The following is a 19565-nucleotide window of genomic DNA, read 5'->3' as shown; positions in this document are numbered from 1 at the left end:
TCTTGATCCCATTGTAATGGGTAAAATTCTGGGACAAACGCGTACGCTTTGCTTCTTTTGAACGATTCTCTTCCCTCCACTTATCGTGATCACAAAAAACGGGTATGATCAAGTCGATCCTCATATAAATGAGTTTTCATTTTAATGTTGTATGAAATGTTGTTTTAGGGTTAACACTAGTTATATCCTTCATGACTGCAGTAGTGAAGGTTGAGATAAGGGGTCTCTCTTCGCGATGACAAGCAATGTCTTTCGCAGGGGAGGCCTCTTCTGACGTTAAACGTCATCCATCATTATACTGTTTTCAACACCAAAAAGAAAACTCCTGCCTGTGCAGGAGTTTTCGCTGAACTCGTTATCTTATGGAGCAAATACCAGATCATAGACATGTTTCCAGGTACTCCATTGCCATACGGAACCGATATCCTGTTTGCCCAGTACCACATACCCAGCGACCATTCCGCCAGCGAGGGCAAGAACAAGCAAAATCGGAATCAGAAACCATCTTGCGATGCGCCACCAACTCTTCTTTTTTTTCTTGACTTCCTTCTGTTCCGGCTTGTTGTTCTGCTGCTGTGTTTCTGTCATCCCATTCACCTTTATGCTCTCATATTATTGGCAAGACCCGCCATGGAATCACTGGACGTGAGCGCCCGTGCCGCCAGTTGATAAGTCCGCTGACCTTGCATGAGCAGTGCCATCTCCTGTGTCATATCCACGTTGGATTGTTCAAGGAAACCGGTGCGGATCGATGCCTGAGGTACACGTGTTGCTGCATTAGCCCCGAATACATCATTCTCGGTTAATCCTGCATCCAAACCAAACAGATTGTCAGCTAATTGCACCAATCCTTCAGGACGCTCGATATCCACCATCTGCAACTGTCCTGCAATCACAGCGTTGCCGTTACCCTGACGTACCAGCAGATTACCTTTTTCATCAAAAGCAACCGTGCTGTCCCTCGGAGCCGTAACCAGCTGTCCCTGACGATTCAGTGCAAAATGGCCATCGTCGTTGACAAGTACCATCAGGTCAGGATCGTTCGGATTTGCTTTTGGACGCATATCGGGTACAAAATGGAATGCGCCTTGACGTGTCCATACTTTCTGACCATCCGCCTGAACAGCAAACATCGCATTTCCCTCAATAGCAAGGTCTGTCGGGTTGCCTGTCTCCTTCATGCTACCTTGTGACATATCTCTGGTGAGATTGACCAGACGTGCTCCAAAACCAAGGTTATATCCCATCGGTGTCGAACGTCCATCCTGCTTGTACTTGTCATCTTGCTGCTGTGTACGGGTCAATACATCTTCAAAGCTTGCCTGCTTACTTTTATAGCCTGCCGTATTCACGTTGGCAATATTATCGGAAATGACATCCAGCCTCTGCTGAATTGCAGTCATGGACACCTTGGCACTAATCATGGAATTATTCATGCGGTGGTTTTACCTCCCCTGCTTTGCTCCGCAAAGGGCTTATCGCCCATCATACGCGGTTATATGGTTACAATTGGTGTTAGACACGACCAACTTCGTTAACAGCCTTTTCCAAACTGCGATCATAGAACTGAATGACCTTCTGGTTCGCTTCATAGGCACGAAATGCCGCATTCATGTCAACGGTAGCCTGAGAGGCATCTACATTCGACCCTTCCAGATAACCTTGATGAATCTGTACATTATCAGTAGCCCCCATCGTCCGAACCGTTGCACCATCATCTTCATTCAGGCTAAAATTACCGTCACCTTGGCGAACAAGCTGATTCGGCTGGTCAATAATACTGATTCCAAGCGTAACGCCTGTTGGAACACCTGTAACCGCATTAACAAGGCGGCCTTGCTCATCCACTTTAAATTGCTCCACAGAACCTGTCAATACAACCGGTTGCCCATTACTGTCCAGCACCTGAGAACCAGTAGAGCTGAGAAGTTGTCCTGTTCCATTCACTTCCAGATGACCATCGCGTGTATAACGAGTGTTGCCTTGCGCATCGCGAACGGTAAAGTATGCTTGCGGCTGGTACGTGACCGTTCCATCTGCTCGTACAAACTTGCCGGAAGCATCAAACGGAACCGGTTGGTTGGTCTGCGGATCATTCACACTCAAATTCGATGAGATTGCAAAATCACTTGTACGCTTCGTTTCCATAAGAGCGCCTTGAACATTCATGGATAAACTTTCCTCGGCGAATACGCCCGAGTTGAGTCTGCCCAGCCGCTTTGTTGGAAGATTCGCATCCCCGCCCGTTAAAGTAATGAGCATTTCAGGGAAGGAGCGGTTTACACTATTCACCTGTTTGTATCCCGTTGTGTTCATATTTACGATATTTTGTGTAGCAGTGTCATGGCGGCGTTGCTCTGTAATCATTCCCGCAGCAGCGGTGTACAGACCTCTTAACATGAATGAACCCCTCTCCTCAAACGCTTGTCCCTGCATAACAGGTGGCTGTTTGTCCGTTCTGTTCACCTTTTCGGTGAACCTGCCTGCTTTTTATATCGGCAGACTAGAACTTTTTCTTAACCACTTGATCCAAATTATTCAGCATAATGCCTGTCCCTTTAACAACGCAGTGCATCGGATCCTCTGCAACCCATACCGGAACATGCAATTCATTGGACAACAGTTCATCCAATCCGTTCAGCAATGCGCCTCCACCAGTCAAAACGACACCACGGTCAATAATGTCCGCAGACAGTTCCGGTGGTGTGCGCTCCAGTACCGACTTGGCCGCAACGATAATGGATTGCACGGAATCCCATAGCGCTTCCTGCACTTCACTGCCAGACACCGTGACTGTAACCGGCAGACCGGTTACCATATCGCGGCCGCGGATGTCCATCTCCGCCTGATGTCCAGCCGGGTTCACGGAACCAATTGCAATTTTAATATCTTCCGCTGTGCGTTCACCGATCATGAGCTTATACTTGGCTTTGATATACTTGGTTATCGCTTCGTCAAACTTGTCCCCAGCAACTTTAATAGAAGAGGCGGTGACTACGTCGCCCATAGACAGGACTGCAACGTCAGTCGTTCCGCCGCCGATATCCACGACCATATTGCCGCTCGGCTGGAAAATATCCATACCTGCTCCGATAGCAGCCGCTTTCGGCTCTTCTTCAAGAAATACTTCTTTGGCACCGCTGCGCTCCGCTGCTTCACGGATGGCCTTCTGCTCTACGGAAGTGATATTCGTTGGTGCACAGATCAAAATTCGCGGGTGGCTATACCAGCTTCTTGCCCCGACACGACTAATGAAATGTCTAAGCATGGCTTCCGTAATTTCGAAGTCCGCAATAACGCCATCGCGCAGCGGTCTAATGGCAACAATGTTACCCGGCGTACGCCCCACCATACGACGCGCCTCTTCCCCGACAGCAAGGACCCGCTTCGTATCGCTTTCAATGGTCACGACGGAAGGTTCATTGAGCACAACTCCGCTTCCTTTCACGTGAATAAGCACGTTTGCCGTGCCGAGATCAATACCGATATCCTTGCTAAACATAAAAGAGCCCCCAAAGTGATATTATTTGGTCAGCGTATCCTGTGAAAAAGTGTCTCTTATCACGTCACCGCTCGTTCGACAAAGTGCAACATATATATGTAAAAATCGGGCTGATAAGATGTCATAATTCGATCCTGTACCAGCTTTTAACATATCATACTTCAGGGGAGGGATTCAATCCATGCTGTGAGCTTTTTGGCCTAGTTCTCGAAGAACTTGCTTATGATTTGGCGGAAGCCAGCACCTCACGTTTTTTTCCACTCGTTTTTTTGTACTTGATTTTGGTCGCTTCACCGCCCCGCAAATGACGGATCGACTTATGGTATTCCAGAATGTGTTTGACCTGGTCAGCAAGATCAGGGTTGATTTCCGGCAGACGCTCCGTCAGATCCTTATGCACAGTACTCTTTGACACGCCGAATTCTTTGGCAATGGTACGGACCGTATTTCTTGTCTCAACAATGCAGCGACCAATTTTGATGGTCCGTTCCTTGATGTAATCGTGCACGCTCCCGCCTCCCTACTGTGTGGATAGTTTGGTACATTATATGAGGAGCATGCCTATATATTCGCGGTTTAGAGGTGTGACAAGCTTCGAAGGTCCCATTATTTTCTGAAAAGCATAAAAAAGCAGAGGTTATTCACCCCTGCCCATCATGTTAGTGCGGTAAAAATCATTTATTTTTCCGGAAGATATCCTTGCGGGTTTACAGGCTGACCATCTTCATAAACTTCAAAGTGAAGGTGGTTCCCCAGGTTTTTGCCAAGCTCGCTCACACCAGCAGATGCAATCGCATCTCCTTGCTTCACTTCATCATCCTGTTTCACTTTGACGTCTGCAAGGCTTTGGTAAACGGTTTTCAGGTTATCGCCGTGAGTAATCTCCACCACTTGACCTGTAAGCGGATTTTGCTCAACACGTGTAACTTTTCCGCTGAGTGCTGCTTTGACCTCGAATGATTTGTTATCACCGCGTGCCAGATCGACACCCGTATTCGGAATAAATGTGTCATTGTACTGCACCATCGCTGCCTCATGCTCTTCACTTGAAGCCTCGTTGTCATAGAATGGTTTCACGACCGAAATCTCGGACGGGGATGCTACTGGCCATACGAAATTTTCCGACTTTGCAACAACTTCCACACTTTCCTGATCCCCACCTGTAACGGCTCCCTCATTGCTCGCTGCACCTGTTTCTACTGTTTCTTTAGGAGAGTCCGGGTTCAGTGCTTTATCGCCTGTTCCCTGATAGACCCACACTAGAGTTAGTATAATGCCTGCTGCTGCGATGTAGACTGCCGGGAAAACCCAACGTTTGGACATTGCTTTTCTCCATGAAGAGGGCTGAGCTGCCGGTACTCCTTGAGTTGTTTTAGGAGTTTCTTCTTGGATTGTTTTTTTGTTGTTTTCATTCATCTTGATCACCTCAGTAACAAGTGTTACCGGGTGCAACTCTTTTATACACGCGCGACTCTAAAAATTTTCACACAGCTTTCAAAGAATGCTATATATGGGTAGTTAGTGCGTGCCCCGCTCCGCATATATAGCCAAATCTTAAAAGCTCCGTAATGGGAGGTTGGTAGAGAAACATCCACCATATTTATCCCTCCTACTTTGAGGCTAGCATCTTGGATGCCTGTCCGAAGGAAATTCCGGTGTAATAATGTTTCAAAATCTCGGTAGCCGTGCGCCCCTCTTGCGCCATACCATTCGCTCCCCATTGACTCATACCCACCCCATGACCATAACCATACGTTGTAATCTGTACTTCATCACCTGTTGTTTTCCAGCTGAACTGGCTTGATCTGAGCCCGAGGCGTTTGCGGACTTCCGGGCCACTGAACGTTTCGCCTGCAATCTGGATTTCTTTAATACGATGTCCTTTGGTCGTAGACAACACTTTGATCCAAGAACCATTCTGATCTGCTGAGACCGGAATTGCATCCAGGTTCATCTTCTGCAATATTTCACTGCGCTTCATCGTAACGGTTTCTTCAAAACCTGGCGCAAGCTGTTTGTCCCATGGGCTAGCTACACTTTTTAAATAGGGAACAACGTTGCCCCACACATCCTCTGCATTTTCCGTATATCCGTTGCTAGTTGAAAAAAATGATGCTGTGATCGCGCGGCCTTGATACGTCATAACTGCGTCGCGACTTTCACGAACAGCCTGCTGAAGTTTTTCCCACTCCTTCGCTTTACCCAGCCTTGTCCAATCAGCCTTTACCTCATCGGGTGGAATGAAGACTTGATGACTAATCGTGTCCGTGACATCTGCTGCACCTGAAGGTACGCCACTTGTATCATTTGCAACAAGTCTTCTCACGATAAAAGTGCGAGCGGCTATCGCCTGAGCCTTCAAAGCTTCCAGTCTGAACTCAGCTGGCATCTCGGCAGCAACTACTCCCGTCACATATGACTCAAGTGGCAATTCTAACGTTGTCCCGGCAGCTGACAAGTAAACACGCACATTCGGCTCAGGATAGCTTACAGGCGTTGCAGGTACAGGACTAGGAGTATTTAGACCTTTGCTAGGGTTCGCATCTGTAGGAGCAGGCGTTGGTTTTGTCTGCTCGCCTGCTCGCGGCCACACCAGGATGACCGGAATGCATATCGCCAGAACAAGCAGTGCTGATACCGCTGTGGCAGGATGCCAAAGCCCTGGGTGACGTCCCCAGTGGCGACGGCGACCGAAGGTACGCATAAGGCGACGTTTCACCTTACGAAATGCATCCAATTCAATAAGTGGGATATTTATATGCTCTGTGGCTTCCTGTTTCAGTTCCTCTGTAACATATTCCCCAGGTTTAGCATGTATCGTTTCTTGCTTACTCCCTATTACTATGTGCATTTTCGCCACCTGTAGCGGGTTACCTCTTTTCTTCTCAGTAGCGAGCCTGTCTTTCTCTGCATCCTGGGTTGAACTCTCCTCTGATCCCAGCATTCCGGGCCGCGGGACAAGAGGCACTTTCACCTGTACACGAGCTTCTTTCATCCGTGATACCCCTCCGTTGTCGATAACCAGATCATGGCTGGTTCTTTTCTCAAATCCATAGTTTAAGATATGAGTTCACTCGATCTGATAGAACCGGATTTAAGAGAAACGAGAACCGTTGTTATCTAATAATCAACTCGTCCTTTGTTAGTGTAGATGCTTGAAAGCACTGTTACTACGCAGGTTACACAGTGCATCCCGATCAATCGGTATGGAATAACCGCTCTTTCATATGGTCAAAATAGAACCAAACTTAGATGTTATGTTATACAGAGTTAGGATCAGGTATTAATAGAATCAGGTCTTTAACAGACCATCCTCATATATCGTTCGAACTTGCATAAAGAACACAAAAAAGCCAAGCCCGGAGGCTTAGCTTCATCATACAAATATGATACGTTATTTTAATCCTGCAATCTCCACAGTAGAGTAGCGATACAGAAATAAACGCTATGTGATATAAATGAGGATTTACGCCCAAGTTGGTTGTACTTTGAACATAGAAACTTCTTCCTCAACCTTTTCGCTAGGCGCTTTTACAGCATCCAGCTTAGGCTCTTCCACCGAAATCCGGTAGATATCTGCCCCAAGGCCATTTAACTTTTCTGCCAAATGTACATAACCACGGTCGATGTGATGTACGCCACCTACCTCAGTTGTGCCTTCAGCGACCAAGCCAGCAATAATCAGAGCAGCCCCTGCACGCAGGTCTGTAGCTGTCACTTTAGCACCTTTCAGCTTAGCATTGCCTGTAATGATAGAGGATCTTCCTTCAACTTTGATTTCTGCGTTCATCAATTGGAACTCATCAACATGCATAAAGCGGTTCTCAAAAACCGTTTCCGTCACAACGCTCGTTCCTTCGGATGCAAGTAACAAAGCCATCATTTGGGATTGCATATCTGTCGGGAATCCTGGGTATGGTAACGTTTTGACATCCACTGCTTTGAGTGGACGGTCTGCAATAACACGCACACCATTCTCGTCAGGTTGTACTGTTACGCCCATTTCTTCAAGTTTCGCAATGACGGAACCCAAGTGATCAGAGATGGCACCTTCAACGTATACGTCGCCACCAGAGATTGCTGCGGCAGCCATATACGTTCCTGCTTCAATACGATCCGGAATTACCGTATGCTTAACACCAGACAGTTTCTCTACACCTTCGATACGAATGACGCCTGTACCGGCTCCGCGAACCTTTGCACCCATCCCGTTCAGGAAGTTAGCCAGGTCCACAATCTCAGGTTCTTTCGCCGCATTCTCCAGAACCGTTACACCTTCGGCCAAAGTTGCAGCCATCATAATATTTTGAGTGGCACCTACAGAAGCCACATCCAGATAAATTTTCGCCCCGCGCAACCGTCCTTGGCTACGTGCTTCGATATAACCTTGGCCCAAGCTGATCTCGGCTCCCATGGCTTCAAACCCTTTGAGATGCTGATCAATCGGTCGTGTACCTATGGCACATCCCCCAGGCAGTGAGATTCTTGTTTGACCCAAACGCGTCAACAAAGGCCCCATGACCAGAAAAGACGCCCGCATTTTACTAACCCATTCATACGGGGCTTCACAGGAAGTAAGGTTCTCCGCATTTACGGTAATCACTTCGTCCCGGTATGTAACTCCCGCTCCTAGCGATTCCAACACTTTGTTAATCGTCATCACATCGTCTAGAGGAGGTGCGTCAATAATAACGCTTTGTCCTTCTTCCCCTAAGAGAGAGGCAGCGATGATCGGAAGAACAGAATTTTTAGCGCCGCTAACTTTGACACTTCCGGTCAACCTTTTGCCACCGCGGACGATAAATTTGCTCATCATGGTTCCCTCCGCGCTTTTATTCCCTTTTCCTCATTCCGGAATACGTAAGCCCCACTGTGATAGAAAGGACTGTTGCTGTGTGTGGAATTTCGACAAATTCTGGCATGTACGCACAGATGTCTGATCAGAAAAGAATTGGTTTGTATAATTCATATCGATGATACCATGTGTACTGTACATCCTGCTTCATGGCTTGAGAACTCATTAGAAAGGCCATCTTAGCATCAGAACAGACCAATTGGGATGGTTTTTAGCCGGTAACTACCGGATATCCCCTTTATAACCTACATAATTAGTGAAAAATTGTGAATTCCCTAACTTCCATCATAACATTGTTGAATTGTCCGATACAAGCATTTTTTACATAAACACTTCAAATTCGTTCCGTTGAACGTTCACATTTATTTCTTACATTTTGGCCGACAGCTCATACTCTAATTGTTAACACAATTAATCGATGTTATTCGACAATGAGCCGCTTGAAGAACCTAACAGATGATTAACCAACCATCTCAACATTAAAACAAATTTCTTAACATTTGAGTCCAAGACAAATAATCAATAACAAAGCCTGCAACGGCATGCCCTAAAATAATGGCAAGCAACAAATGTAACAGTCTTCCCTGAGGACCCTTCGGCTGTCTGATTACTAAATCCAATTTCAGATTTTGCAATGACCACCATGTAATCGCTATACATATAAGAGAAACGACAATTGAGATCAGGCTGTTGGTGCTCAATGTCTGGTTCACCTGATTTGCCAGATCATTACCCATATCTTCTTACCTCCACCTTCATTGCTGCAACGATCGGCATATCATATGCCTTGCCCCCATAACTTGTTAGTACACAGGAATGTTCGAAGCAGGAAACAAGTCTGTTCAACTGTCAGGTATCCCTCGATCTGACAAGATCATCTGATGCCTACATGACCAAGCAACAGCAATTCAGCTATGCATGATGAAGGAATCTAGTATCCAACTTCTTGCATCTGCCGACTCTAAGGAATATAGGCTGTTTCACTATTACTTGTCAACTACATTGATTTCCACTTCAAAAACATTTTAATTATTATCCGCCAGTATTGTGTGACTAAAACGACATCAAAGAGCATTATAACGATATCGATTCTGTCATTTCCTCGGAAATAATTCAACTAAGTCTCGTAAAATTAGTTCTATCAGGGGGATATGCCTATACTACTTAAGTCCTACATGTTATTCACCTTATCATTGAAAGGTGAATCTAATCATGTAAAGTACATTCATACTATATAAAGAGAACACTCTCTAACGTTCGAATTCATTAAATAATGTAGTGGCATACTATCGTTGTACTCCACTGGATTGATTTCCTCGTGAAAGATTAAAAGAACCCGGTAGACTATGCCACCGGGTTCCATGAATCACTTTATTTGCCGTACACGTTGATCCGGTTAACCGCTTTTTGCAAAGCAATCTCTGCACGGCGGTGATCAAAGTGGTCCTGATTGCTCTGGCTGGCAAGCCGGCGTTCTGCCCGTTCTTTAGCCGCACGCGCACGATCCACATCAATACTTTCCGGGAATTCGGCACTCTCTGCGAGTACAACAACCTTATCTTTGCGTACTTCGATAAAGCCGCCGCCAATGGCAACCTGCTTGTTCTCTTTTCCGTTTTTGATCATGATTGGTGCAATCTGTAAAGGTGTAACCATCGGGATATGACCAGGGAGAATCCCCAGTTCCCCTTCAATACCACGAGCAATGATGCTGTCCACTTGTTGTGAATAGACCAGACGCTCAGGCGTTACGATTTCCAACAAAAAGGTGCTCAATTCCATCCCTCCTGAAACTATCCGAAGGATAGCTCGCTTCATAAGGACAATCCTGGACTCAGATTATACCAGTGTTTTAGCTTTCTCCACTGCCTCTTCAATTGTACCCACGAAGAGGAATGCTGCTTCCGGCAGATCGTCATGCTTGCCTTCGAGAATCTCTTTAAAGCTGCGCACCGTTTCTTTAACCGGAACGTATTTACCCGGAATACCGTTAAATGCTTCAGCAACGTGGAAAGGCTGGGACAAGAAACGTTGAATTTTACGCGCACGATAAACGAGCGCTCTGTCTTCTTCGCTGAGCTCGTCCATACCCAGGATCGCAATGATATCTTGAAGTTCGTTATAACGTGCCAAGATACGTTTTACACCTTGTGCAACGCTATAGTGCTCTTCGCCAACAACTTCAGGAGACAAGATCCGGGAACTGGATGCGAGTGGATCTACCGCTGGGTAGATACCCATCTCGGAGATTTTACGCTCCAAGTTTGTTGTTGCATCCAAGTGAGCAAACGTTGTTGCAGGAGCCGGGTCAGTGTAGTCATCCGCAGGGACGTAGATCGCCTGGATGGATGTAACCGATCCTTTTTTCGTTGAAGTAATACGCTCTTGCAATTGACCCATTTCGGTTGCCAGCGTAGGTTGGTAACCTACCGCGGAAGGCATACGTCCAAGCAAGGCAGATACTTCTGAACCCGCTTGGGTGAAACGGAAGATGTTATCGATAAAGAGCAACACGTCACGGCCTTCTTCATCACGGAAATATTCCGCCATCGTCAAACCTGTGAGGGCTACACGAAGACGTGCGCCTGGTGGCTCATTCATTTGTCCGAAGACCATTGCTGTTTTGTTGATAACGCCGGAATCACTCATCTCGTGATACAAGTCGTTACCTTCACGTGTACGCTCACCAACACCGGCAAATACGGAGATACCACCGTGCTCCTGCGCAATGTTGTTGATCAGTTCTTGAATCGTTACCGTTTTACCTACACCGGCACCACCGAACAGACCGATTTTACCACCTTTTGCGTAAGGAGCCAGCAAGTCGATAACTTTGATACCTGTTTCAAGCATTTCAGCTTGGGTAGTCAGTTCATCGAATGCAGGAGCAGAGCGGTGAATCGGATTTTTGTGTTCAGCTGCTACTGTACCGCCAGTATCGATTGCCTCACCGAGTACGTTAAATACACGGCCCAGTGTCGCTTCACCGACAGGTACAGAGATTGGAGCTCCAGTATCTACGGCTTCCATGCCACGTACGAGACCGTCCGTGGAGGACATCGCGATACAACGTACCCGGTTGTCACCCAGATGTTTCGAAGCTTCGAGTGTAAGATTTACACTAACGCCGCTTTCGGTTGCTGTAGTGATCGTAATGGCATTGAGGATTTCCGGCAGACCGCCGCGATCAAACTCGACGTCAACAACCGGACCCATGATGCTCACAACGCGTCCTTTGTTCATCTTAACGTTCCCCTCCTACAAGCCTGCTACTTTGACAAAAATAAAGTTCCGTTCATTCATTTTTGCAGTGCAAGCCTTCATTAAATAAAAAACGGTTAGCCTTGTGCTGCGTTGGCACCTGCCACAATTTCCGTAATCTCCTGCGTAATCGCTGCTTGACGGGCACGGTTATATGTCAATGACAGATCGTTAATGAGCTTCGATGCATTTTTGGTTGCATTGCCCATTGCCGTCATTTTCGCGCCCAGCTCACTCGCTTTACCATTCAGCAATGCGCCGTAAATCAATGTCTCCGCATAACGCGGAAGCAAAACTTCCAGCACAGCCTCAGCTGAAGGTTCATACTCGTAGCTTGCAGTCGGTCCATCCGCAGCAGATAACTCAGGTGTATCCATAGGAAGAAGTTTTTCGACCGTTGGAATCTGGGTCAACGCATTTACAAAGCGGTTATAACAGATGTACAATTCATCAAATTTAGCCAGTTCAAATCCATGAACCGCTTCATGAGCAATGGATTTGATATCGGCGAATGCAGGTGAATCCGACAAATCCGTTATCGTGGAAGCCATAGCCATTTCACGACGTCTGAAATAGTCGCGCCCTTTACGTCCGATAACAAACAATTCATAGTCGTCCTGAGAGTTGTGACGCTCTTTCAGCGTCAGATTAACCTGACGCAAAATATTCGCATTGTATCCGCCCGCAAGACCACGGTCCGACGTAATGATCAGATATGCTGTCTTTTTCACCGGACGGCTATCCAGCATAGGATGCTGAATGCCTTGCGTGCTTGTTGCGATACTTGCCACAACTTCTTTCAGCTTCTCTGAATAGGGACGGGCAGCCTCTGCTTTTTCCTGCGCTTTACGCAGTTTTGCAGCAGCAACCATCTCCATTGCTTTGGTGATCTGCTTTGTGCTTTGTACGCTTTTAATTTGCCGCTTAATTTCGCGCATGCCTTTTGCCATGATTTCACCACCTCAAAACTTTGGCAAAGCCAAAGTTACTTCGTAAGCTTCGTTACAAGTTACACATGCAGACATGCGGAATCGGTTAAACAACTCCGCAGCTACATGAATCTATTTAGACAGAGACAGCGAAGCTCTTTCTGAACTTCTCAATTGCATCTTTAAGTGCATTCTCATTGTCTGCTGTCAATTCTTTTGTATCACGGATGGACCCAAGGATTTCCTCATGGTTGCTCTCCATGAACGCAAGGAACTCACGCTCAAATCGAGTTACATCACCTGTCGGGATTTCATCCAAGTACCCTTTAACCGCAGTGTACAAGCTGACAACCTGTTGTTCTACAGGAAGCGGCTGGTTTACACCTTGCTTCAGAATTTCCATCATTCGCGCACCACGATTCAGACGAGCCTGAGTGGATTTATCCAAGTCAGATCCGAATTGAGAGAACGCCTGCAACTCACGATATTGTGCGAGATCGAGACGCAGGGAACCTGCAACTTTTTTCATCGCTTTGATCTGTGCAGAACCACCGACACGAGATACCGAGATACCTACGTTGATCGCTGGACGTTGTCCGGCGTTAAAGAGGTCGGACTCCAAGAAGATTTGACCGTCTGTAATGGAGATTACGTTGGTCGGAATGTATGCAGATACGTCCGAAGCCTGTGTTTCAATGAATGGCAGAGCGGTTAAAGAACCACCACCAAGTTCATCATTCAGCTTCGCAGCACGCTCCAGCAAACGGGAGTGCAAGTAGAATACGTCACCCGGATAAGCTTCACGGCCCGGAGGACGACGGAGCAGCAAGGACAACTCACGGTATGCAGCTGCTTGTTTAGTCAAGTCATCATATACTACAAGCACGTGCTCGCCTTTGTACATGAAGTACTCACCCATGGAGCAGCCGGAATACGGAGCAATGTACAACAATGGGGATGGATCGGAAGCGGATGCCGTTACTACGATCGTATATTCCATTGCACCTCTACGACGCAACGTTTCTACGACCTGAGCAACAGTGGACTGCTTCTGACCGATAGCCACATAGATACATTTCATGCCGCTACCTTTTTGGTTCAGGATCGCATCGATCGCAATCGATGTTTTACCTGTTTGACGGTCACCGATGATCAACTCACGTTGTCCGCGACCGATCGGAACCATCGCATCAATCGCTTTGATCCCTGTTTGCATCGGCTCATGAACCGATTTACGGTCCATAACGCCTGGTGCTTTACCTTCTACCGGACGGAATTCCGTTGTAGCGATCGGCCCTTTGCCGTCCACTGGAATACCGAGCGGGTTCACAACGCGTCCAATCAATGCTTCGCCAACTGGCACTTGCATGATCTGACCTGTACGTTTTACTTGGTCTCCTTCACGGATATCCGAGTAAGGTCCCAGAATAACGACACCCACGTTGCTTTCTTCTACGTTCATGGCGAGGCCCATTACACCGCTTGGGAACTCAACCAACTCGTTGGACATGACATTCTCGAGTCCGTATACACGGGCGATCCCGTCACCAACCTCAATAACTGTACCAACTTCGACTACATCGATATCAGTCTTATATTGTTCAATCTGACTCTTAATTAATGTACTGATTTCTTCTGGTTTGATACTCAAGTGTCCTCACCCCAATCTACTGTACTCGTCTGTTAAAAGACTGCTCAAGACGTTCGAGCTTGCCAGCCAAGCTGCCGTCATAGATCGTATCGCCAATGGCGACTTTCAATCCGCCCAGCAGTGCAGGATCAACAATGTTCTCGATACGGATCTTTTTATTCACACGGCCACCGAACTCACGGGCTACCGCTTCTTTCTCTTCTTCATTCAATGCATAGGTCGAGTATACGCGAGCATCGGCGATTCCAAGGGAATCCCCTTCGATTTTCACATAATCATTCAACAGGTCTTGCAACAATTCCACGCGGCCACGCTCAATCAGAAGCAAAACCGTGCGAAGGACAGGTTCGGACACTTTGCCATCAAGGCTTGCATGAAGCACATTCTGCTTGGCTTCATCAGAGATGTTCGGAGAAACAATAAACTTGATAATCTCTTGATCTCCGGTTAATCCACTGACAACAGCACGCAGTTCCTGTTCAACTTCAAGCACTTGCTGCTGCTGAAGAGCAACTTCGAACAATGCTTTTGCATAACGCTTGGCAACAATCGTATCGCGGCTCATTGTCGGCCCCCTACCTCATTGAGGTATTGGTTCACAAGTTCCTCTTGTGCTGGACCGTTCTCAACTTCTTTTTTGATCAATCTGGAAGCAATCTGAACGGAAGCAGTACCCAGTTCGCTGCGAAGTGCGGCAACCGCTTTGTTCTTCTCGCTCTCAATTTCACGTACAGCATCGTCTTTGAGACGAGTTGCTTCAGCTTTGGCATCAGCCAGAATGGATTCAGCCTGCTTGCCACCCGTTTGTCTGGACTGTTCAATAATGTCGTGAGCTTCTTTGCGTGCTTGTTCCAGAGCCTGTTTTTGCTCCTCCACATAAGCAATCGCCTGTTCCCGAGTCTGAGCAGCCTCATTCATCTGGCTCATTACGAGTTCACGACGCTTTTCCATGATGGAGAACAACGGACCGAAAGCATAACGGCTAAGCAGCCAGTATAAAACCAAAAATGCGATAATCGCAAGAAGCGTATTTTCCCATAAGAAACTCAATCTGTTCACTCCTTCCTGGAGGTATCCTAAACCGTTATCCCTTACAGGATAAGTTCCTAGCTAAAAAGAAGGCGCGGAGGGCTACAGCCTTCCCCGCCGTACTGTGTTATGTCTTAAGCAGCACCGTAGAACATGAATGCGAGTACCACACCGATGATCGGCAATACCTCGATCAAACCTACCCCGATGAACATTGTTGTTTGCAGTGTGGATTTCGCTTCTGGTTGACGCGCGATCCCTTCCACTGTTTTGCTGATTACCATACCGTTACCGATACCTGCGCCGAAAGCGCCCAATCCTGCAACAATTGCTGCTGCGATTAATGCCATTGCTCCCATTTGTATATCCTCCTTAAAATTATAAATCAATTTTATTGTTCAGCCTGATGGAGAGATCCCCGCAGGTCTAAAACTTAATGTTCTTCGTGCGTTTCGATGGTCTGTGAAATGTACACCATCATTAGAATGACGAAAACGAAAGCTTGAATCCCGCCGATAAAGATACTGAAACCTTGCCACACTGCAAGCAGCGGTATTGCGAAAATTGCGCCCAGCACTTTGAAGCTGGTCAATTTGAGGATGGTTGCAATCAGCACCTCACCCGCAAAAATATTCGCGAACAAACGCATGCCGTGCGTGAGCAGCTTGGACGCGGTCTCGATAATATTAATCGGAAGGAACAACGCGTACGGCTGCACATAGTGTTTCAGGTAACCTCTAGTGTTCTTGAACAGTCCCAGTCCATGTGCTACGAGGAAAGCTACGAGAGCTAGTCCCATCGTTACAGACAAGTCAGCTGTTGGCGATTTGAACCAAGCCAGCTCGATATGTGGATGCGCTTCTGGATCCTTCGCGTGAGCCTTTTCATAAGCCTCAACCGCTGTAACGATTGGTTTCCCGAAAACGGTAGCTGCATTAACATCCTTAACATCGGTAACGGCCTGGAATGGAAGTCCAAGCATATTTCCTACGAAGATGAACAAAATCATCGTAAGTGCGAGAGAAATAAAGTGTTTGCCTTTCTTCATGTCCATCGTACTGGATATCAGATTACGAACGAACTCAACAGCCCACTCCATAAAGTTTTGCAGCTTTCCCGGATTATCCACCGACAGGTTCCGTGTAGCGATGATGGCAAAAATGAAGACAATGGCGCTGGTTACAATCAACATCAATAGTACGGACAAGTCCAGATGAAATCCACCAAGCATAATCACTGGAGCTTCATGCATATTTTTTTCTCACCCCTTTCTCTACCTGAAAGTTGCCACACTCAAAATCACTCTGCTTTGCGGGACATGATGATCCCTATAATTAATAGGGAAAATTGCGCAATGGCCAGACCGCCTGCAACCGCATATGTATTGAAGTACTGCGGAAAGCGCATCGATATGTAAATACCAAGCACTGCGAGCGCCGCTCTTGTCAAAAATCCCAGGTTCACACGCTTCAGATTACCTTCTGCCGCATCATCGGACATCTTCCTGACCTTGTAGCCCAGGTAAAATGCATTAATCAAACTAATGCTAACACCCAGGGCCAGTCCCAAAGCAATCGTTTCCAAACGAGGTACAAACGCAACCGTTAGAAAACAAATCATGAGAATATACATGACGGAAACGGTCATCCATCTGCGATATCTGGCTAGTTCACTCATCACTTTCCCCCATGAATTTTTTAGCAATAAAGTAAATGCTTACCCCGCCTGCCGCAAGAAAAAAGAGAACGCTTACGGCGATCCATATTCCGTTGCCTCCAATGGTCCTGTCCAACCACGAGCCAGCGTAATATCCGGCAACAGCGAGCAAGGCAATCTCGATCCCAAAAGCTGTCACGAGCCCCATTGCTTTCCAGACCTTATCATCATGGTTACGGGATGAATTTGGTTTGTTCGAATCGGCCATTTTCCTCGCCACCCTTGCAATCCCAGTTAATTTTACTGAATGATGAGAGCCTTTGTCAATTGATTGATTTTAGCGTTTTAAAGGGAGAAACGACGGGTCTACAGCTCAATAAAGCCCATAAACCCGCGTAAACCGTACAGTTTAACTGTATGCTATCCCCTCTATAAATCCAACAGAAAATGTGAATTATTTTTTGAACTTTCTGTGAAATGAATCCGGACGCTCACTTTTTACGCCGAAATGGTGCAAAATCGCATTGACAATTCTTTCCGATGCATGTCCATCACCGTATGGATTAGCAGCTTGACTCATGCTTGCATACAGCGCTTCATCTGTAAGCAGAGCCTTGGTCCGTTCATATACACGTTCCTCTTCCGTCCCTACCAATTCGAGCGTACCCGCTTCGATGCCTTCTGGGCGCTCTGTTGTATCGCGCAATACAAGAACAGGCACACCAAACGAAGGCGCTTCTTCCTGCAGACCGCCTGAATCAGTCAGGATCAAGTGAGTGTGCGGGTAAAAGTTATGCAAATCCACTACGTCTAGCGGATCAATTAACTGAATACGGGGATGATTCCCCAAAATCGCGTGAGCCGGCTCCTTCACAGCAGGACTAGGGTGCACCGGGTACACGATGGCAATATCTTCAAATTCGTCAGCAATACGTTTGACGGCCTGGAAAATGTTGCGGTGAGGCTCGCCTTGAGATTCGCGGCGATGAGCAGTCATCAACACTAGGCGTTTGCCTTGTGCCCAATCAAGTACCGGGTGTTTGTAATCCTCCCGTACTGTATATTGAAACACATCCGTTACCGTGTTGCCTGTGACGTAGGTACTAGACTTCGATTTATTTTCCTTGGCAAGATTGGAAGAAGACCAGTCCGTTGGTGCAAAATGCAGATCAGCCAAAACACCCGTCAGCTGGCGGTTCATCTCTTCCGGGTACGGCGACAGCTTGTTCCATGTCCGAAGACCAGCTTCCACATGTCCAACCTGAATCTGTTGCAGGAACGCTGCATAGCTGGCTACAAATGTAGTCAACGTATCACCGTGAACGAGCACAATATCGGGTTTAGCTTCACGCAAAACCGGCTCCAGACCGCCAAGAACACGAATGGTGATTTCGTTCAGGGTCTGACGATCCTTCATGACATCCAAATCATAATCGGGATGAATGTCGAAAACTTCAAGAACCTGATCCAGCATCTGGCGATGCTGCGCAGTTACGCAAACAATCGACTCAATAGACTCGGGATGTTTTTGCAATTCCAGAATAAGCGGAGCCATCTTGATCGCTTCTGGACGCACCCCGAAAATAGTCATAACTTTAATTTTTTTGGACATTTGAGCAAAGCCCCTTTTCTAATCCGCATGAAAATATGCTTATTTCGTTCCGTACAGACGGTCTCCTGCATCGCCAAGTCCTGGCACGATATATCCGTGATCATCCAAACGGTCGTCAAGCGCAGCTACATAGATATCTACATCTGGATGTGCATCTTGTACTGCTTTTACTCCCTCTGGCGCTGCAACCAAGTTCATCATTTTGATCTGAGTGCAACCGCGCTTTTTGAGCACGTCAATCGCTGCGATTGCTGATCCGCCTGTTGCAAGCATCGGGTCAATCACAATAAGTTGACGTTCAGTTACATCTGTAGGCAGCTTGGTGTAGTATTCAACAGGTTGCAACGTTTCCGGATCACGGAACAAGCCAACATGTCCCACTTTTGCCGCCGGCAGCAATTTTACTACGCCATCCAGCATCCCCAGTCCTGCACGCAGAATTGGCACCAGTCCAAGCATACGTCCAGAGATAACCTTTCCTTGTGTTGCCGCTACAGGTGTCTGTACGTCGATCGATTCCAGTTCTACATCTCTTGTAATCTCGTAAGCCATCAACGTGGCTACTTCATCAACCAATTCACGAAAATCTTTCGTATTTGTACGCATGTCGCGTATAAACGTCAGTTTGTGTTGAATCAGGGGGTGATCACATATTACTAATTTTCCCATTAAATTGTCCCTCCGGTAAGTTCTTCATGAGTTAAGCATTTCCAAATATACCTAGCCGTCATTCACAGGCTCGATAAATCCTGTATATTATATCATCACCCACACTGAATTACACCATCAAAGGGCACCTAATCATTACAGAAAAGCAAATCCTACAAAAATAGGACCGGAAAATGATTCATCCGGTCCTGTTTGCTCGTGCTGTTGTGTGAGTTGAATAGCAAAATGTTAAATACAATACCACTCCGCCACCAGAATGCTCCTTCGATCGCCGTTATCCCCAAATTTTATGATCACCTTAGAAAGGTGAAAATTCGGGGATAAATGCGAGCGCTCCGCTTCTACGGCCTCATTCTGCTCACTTCGTTACTTTGTATTCCATTTTAACAACCTTCAAAGAC

At 46.8% G+C, this 19565-nt stretch carries 21 protein-coding genes; all 21 read right to left on the bottom strand.

The window, feature by feature from the left end; all coding sequences use genetic code 11:
- Positions 1 to 360 precede the first annotated feature (360 nt).
- The 21 genes from EC604_RS17135 to upp all read right to left on the bottom strand — a co-directional run bounded on the left by EC604_RS17135 (position 361) and on the right by upp (position 19164).
- Positions 361 to 588: a DNA-directed RNA polymerase subunit beta gene (locus EC604_RS17135; protein ID WP_123065432.1), complete on the bottom strand. Its 228-nt coding sequence runs from the start codon at positions 586 to 588 to the stop codon at positions 361 to 363.
- Between the two features lie 11 nt (positions 589 to 599).
- Positions 600 to 1436: a flagellar hook-basal body protein gene (locus tag EC604_RS17130; RefSeq protein ID WP_123065316.1), complete on the bottom strand. Its 837-nt coding sequence runs from the start codon at positions 1434 to 1436 to the stop codon at positions 600 to 602.
- A gap of 79 nt (positions 1437 to 1515) precedes the next feature.
- A complete protein-coding gene (locus EC604_RS17125; protein WP_123065315.1) occupies positions 1516 to 2400 on the bottom strand; it encodes a flagellar hook-basal body protein in 885 nt (294 codons plus the stop codon).
- A 103-nt stretch (positions 2401 to 2503) separates the two neighbouring features.
- Positions 2504 to 3502 (bottom strand): rod shape-determining protein, encoded by a 999-nt coding sequence (locus tag EC604_RS17120; RefSeq protein WP_123065314.1) that lies wholly within the window; start codon positions 3500 to 3502, stop codon positions 2504 to 2506.
- A gap of 220 nt (positions 3503 to 3722) precedes the next feature.
- Positions 3723 to 4010 (bottom strand): sporulation transcriptional regulator SpoIIID, encoded by a 288-nt coding sequence (spoIIID, locus tag EC604_RS17115; RefSeq protein ID WP_024632710.1) that lies wholly within the window; start codon positions 4008 to 4010, stop codon positions 3723 to 3725.
- Positions 4011 to 4180: 170 nt separating this feature from the next.
- Positions 4181 to 4918, bottom strand: coding sequence for a M23 family metallopeptidase (locus EC604_RS17110; RefSeq protein WP_123065313.1), 738 nt, complete (start codon positions 4916 to 4918; stop codon positions 4181 to 4183).
- A gap of 193 nt (positions 4919 to 5111) precedes the next feature.
- On the bottom strand, positions 5112 to 6497 hold the full coding sequence (gene spoIID / locus EC604_RS17105) for a stage II sporulation protein D (RefSeq protein ID WP_123065312.1): 1386 nt from the start codon (positions 6495 to 6497) through the stop codon (positions 5112 to 5114).
- A 471-nt stretch (positions 6498 to 6968) separates the two neighbouring features.
- A complete protein-coding gene (murA, locus tag EC604_RS17100; protein WP_192895125.1) occupies positions 6969 to 8315 on the bottom strand; it encodes a UDP-N-acetylglucosamine 1-carboxyvinyltransferase in 1347 nt (448 codons plus the stop codon).
- Between the two features lie 521 nt (positions 8316 to 8836).
- Positions 8837 to 9094 carry a DUF1146 family protein gene (locus EC604_RS17095; RefSeq protein WP_090922880.1) on the bottom strand — a complete coding sequence of 86 codons (258 nt, stop codon included), beginning with the start codon at positions 9092 to 9094 and terminating at the stop codon, positions 8837 to 8839.
- Between the two features lie 634 nt (positions 9095 to 9728).
- Positions 9729 to 10133 (bottom strand): F0F1 ATP synthase subunit epsilon, encoded by a 405-nt coding sequence (locus EC604_RS17090; protein ID WP_123065310.1) that lies wholly within the window; start codon positions 10131 to 10133, stop codon positions 9729 to 9731.
- A 63-nt stretch (positions 10134 to 10196) separates the two neighbouring features.
- Entirely contained in the window at positions 10197 to 11600 is a 1404-nt protein-coding gene (gene atpD / locus EC604_RS17085; protein WP_123065309.1) for a F0F1 ATP synthase subunit beta, read from the bottom strand.
- 95 nt (positions 11601 to 11695) lie between these two features.
- Positions 11696 to 12568 (bottom strand): ATP synthase F1 subunit gamma, encoded by an 873-nt coding sequence (gene atpG / locus EC604_RS17080; protein ID WP_123065308.1) that lies wholly within the window; start codon positions 12566 to 12568, stop codon positions 11696 to 11698.
- Between the two features lie 115 nt (positions 12569 to 12683).
- The gene (gene atpA, locus EC604_RS17075) at positions 12684 to 14198 is read right to left on the bottom strand and encodes a F0F1 ATP synthase subunit alpha (RefSeq protein WP_123065307.1); all 1515 of its coding nucleotides are present in this window, start codon (positions 14196 to 14198) and stop codon (positions 12684 to 12686) included.
- Positions 14199 to 14214: 16 nt separating this feature from the next.
- Positions 14215 to 14763, bottom strand: a complete 549-nt coding sequence (locus EC604_RS17070) for a F0F1 ATP synthase subunit delta (protein ID WP_123065306.1) — start codon at positions 14761 to 14763, stop codon at positions 14215 to 14217.
- Positions 14760 to 15248: a F0F1 ATP synthase subunit B gene (gene atpF, locus EC604_RS17065; protein WP_090922868.1), complete on the bottom strand. Its 489-nt coding sequence runs from the start codon at positions 15246 to 15248 to the stop codon at positions 14760 to 14762. Before atpF ends, EC604_RS17070 begins: the two co-directional genes overlap by 4 nt.
- Before the next feature lie 113 nt (positions 15249 to 15361).
- A complete protein-coding gene (atpE, locus tag EC604_RS17060; protein ID WP_090922866.1) occupies positions 15362 to 15586 on the bottom strand; it encodes a F0F1 ATP synthase subunit C in 225 nt (74 codons plus the stop codon).
- A gap of 74 nt (positions 15587 to 15660) precedes the next feature.
- On the bottom strand, positions 15661 to 16479 hold the full coding sequence (gene atpB, locus EC604_RS17055; protein ID WP_090922864.1) for a F0F1 ATP synthase subunit A: 819 nt from the start codon (positions 16477 to 16479) through the stop codon (positions 15661 to 15663).
- A gap of 47 nt (positions 16480 to 16526) precedes the next feature.
- Positions 16527 to 16904, bottom strand: coding sequence for an ATP synthase subunit I (locus EC604_RS17050; protein ID WP_123065305.1), 378 nt, complete (start codon positions 16902 to 16904; stop codon positions 16527 to 16529).
- Positions 16897 to 17151 carry an AtpZ/AtpI family protein gene (locus EC604_RS17045; protein ID WP_090922860.1) on the bottom strand — a complete coding sequence of 85 codons (255 nt, stop codon included), beginning with the start codon at positions 17149 to 17151 and terminating at the stop codon, positions 16897 to 16899. The genes EC604_RS17050 and EC604_RS17045 overlap by 8 nt, the downstream gene beginning before the upstream one ends.
- Before the next feature lie 186 nt (positions 17152 to 17337).
- Entirely contained in the window at positions 17338 to 18495 is a 1158-nt protein-coding gene (gene wecB / locus EC604_RS17040; protein WP_123065304.1) for a non-hydrolyzing UDP-N-acetylglucosamine 2-epimerase, read from the bottom strand.
- A 39-nt stretch (positions 18496 to 18534) separates the two neighbouring features.
- A complete protein-coding gene (gene upp / locus EC604_RS17035; protein ID WP_090922856.1) occupies positions 18535 to 19164 on the bottom strand; it encodes a uracil phosphoribosyltransferase in 630 nt (209 codons plus the stop codon).
- Between the last annotated feature and the right edge of the window lie 401 nt (positions 19165 to 19565).

This window comes from Paenibacillus amylolyticus, from assembly GCF_003719335.1.
In the GTDB taxonomy this organism is placed as follows: domain Bacteria; phylum Bacillota; class Bacilli; order Paenibacillales; family Paenibacillaceae; genus Paenibacillus; species Paenibacillus amylolyticus_D.
The sequence above is the reverse complement of the archived record's forward strand: the minus strand, read 5'-3'. Positions and strand labels throughout refer to the sequence as shown.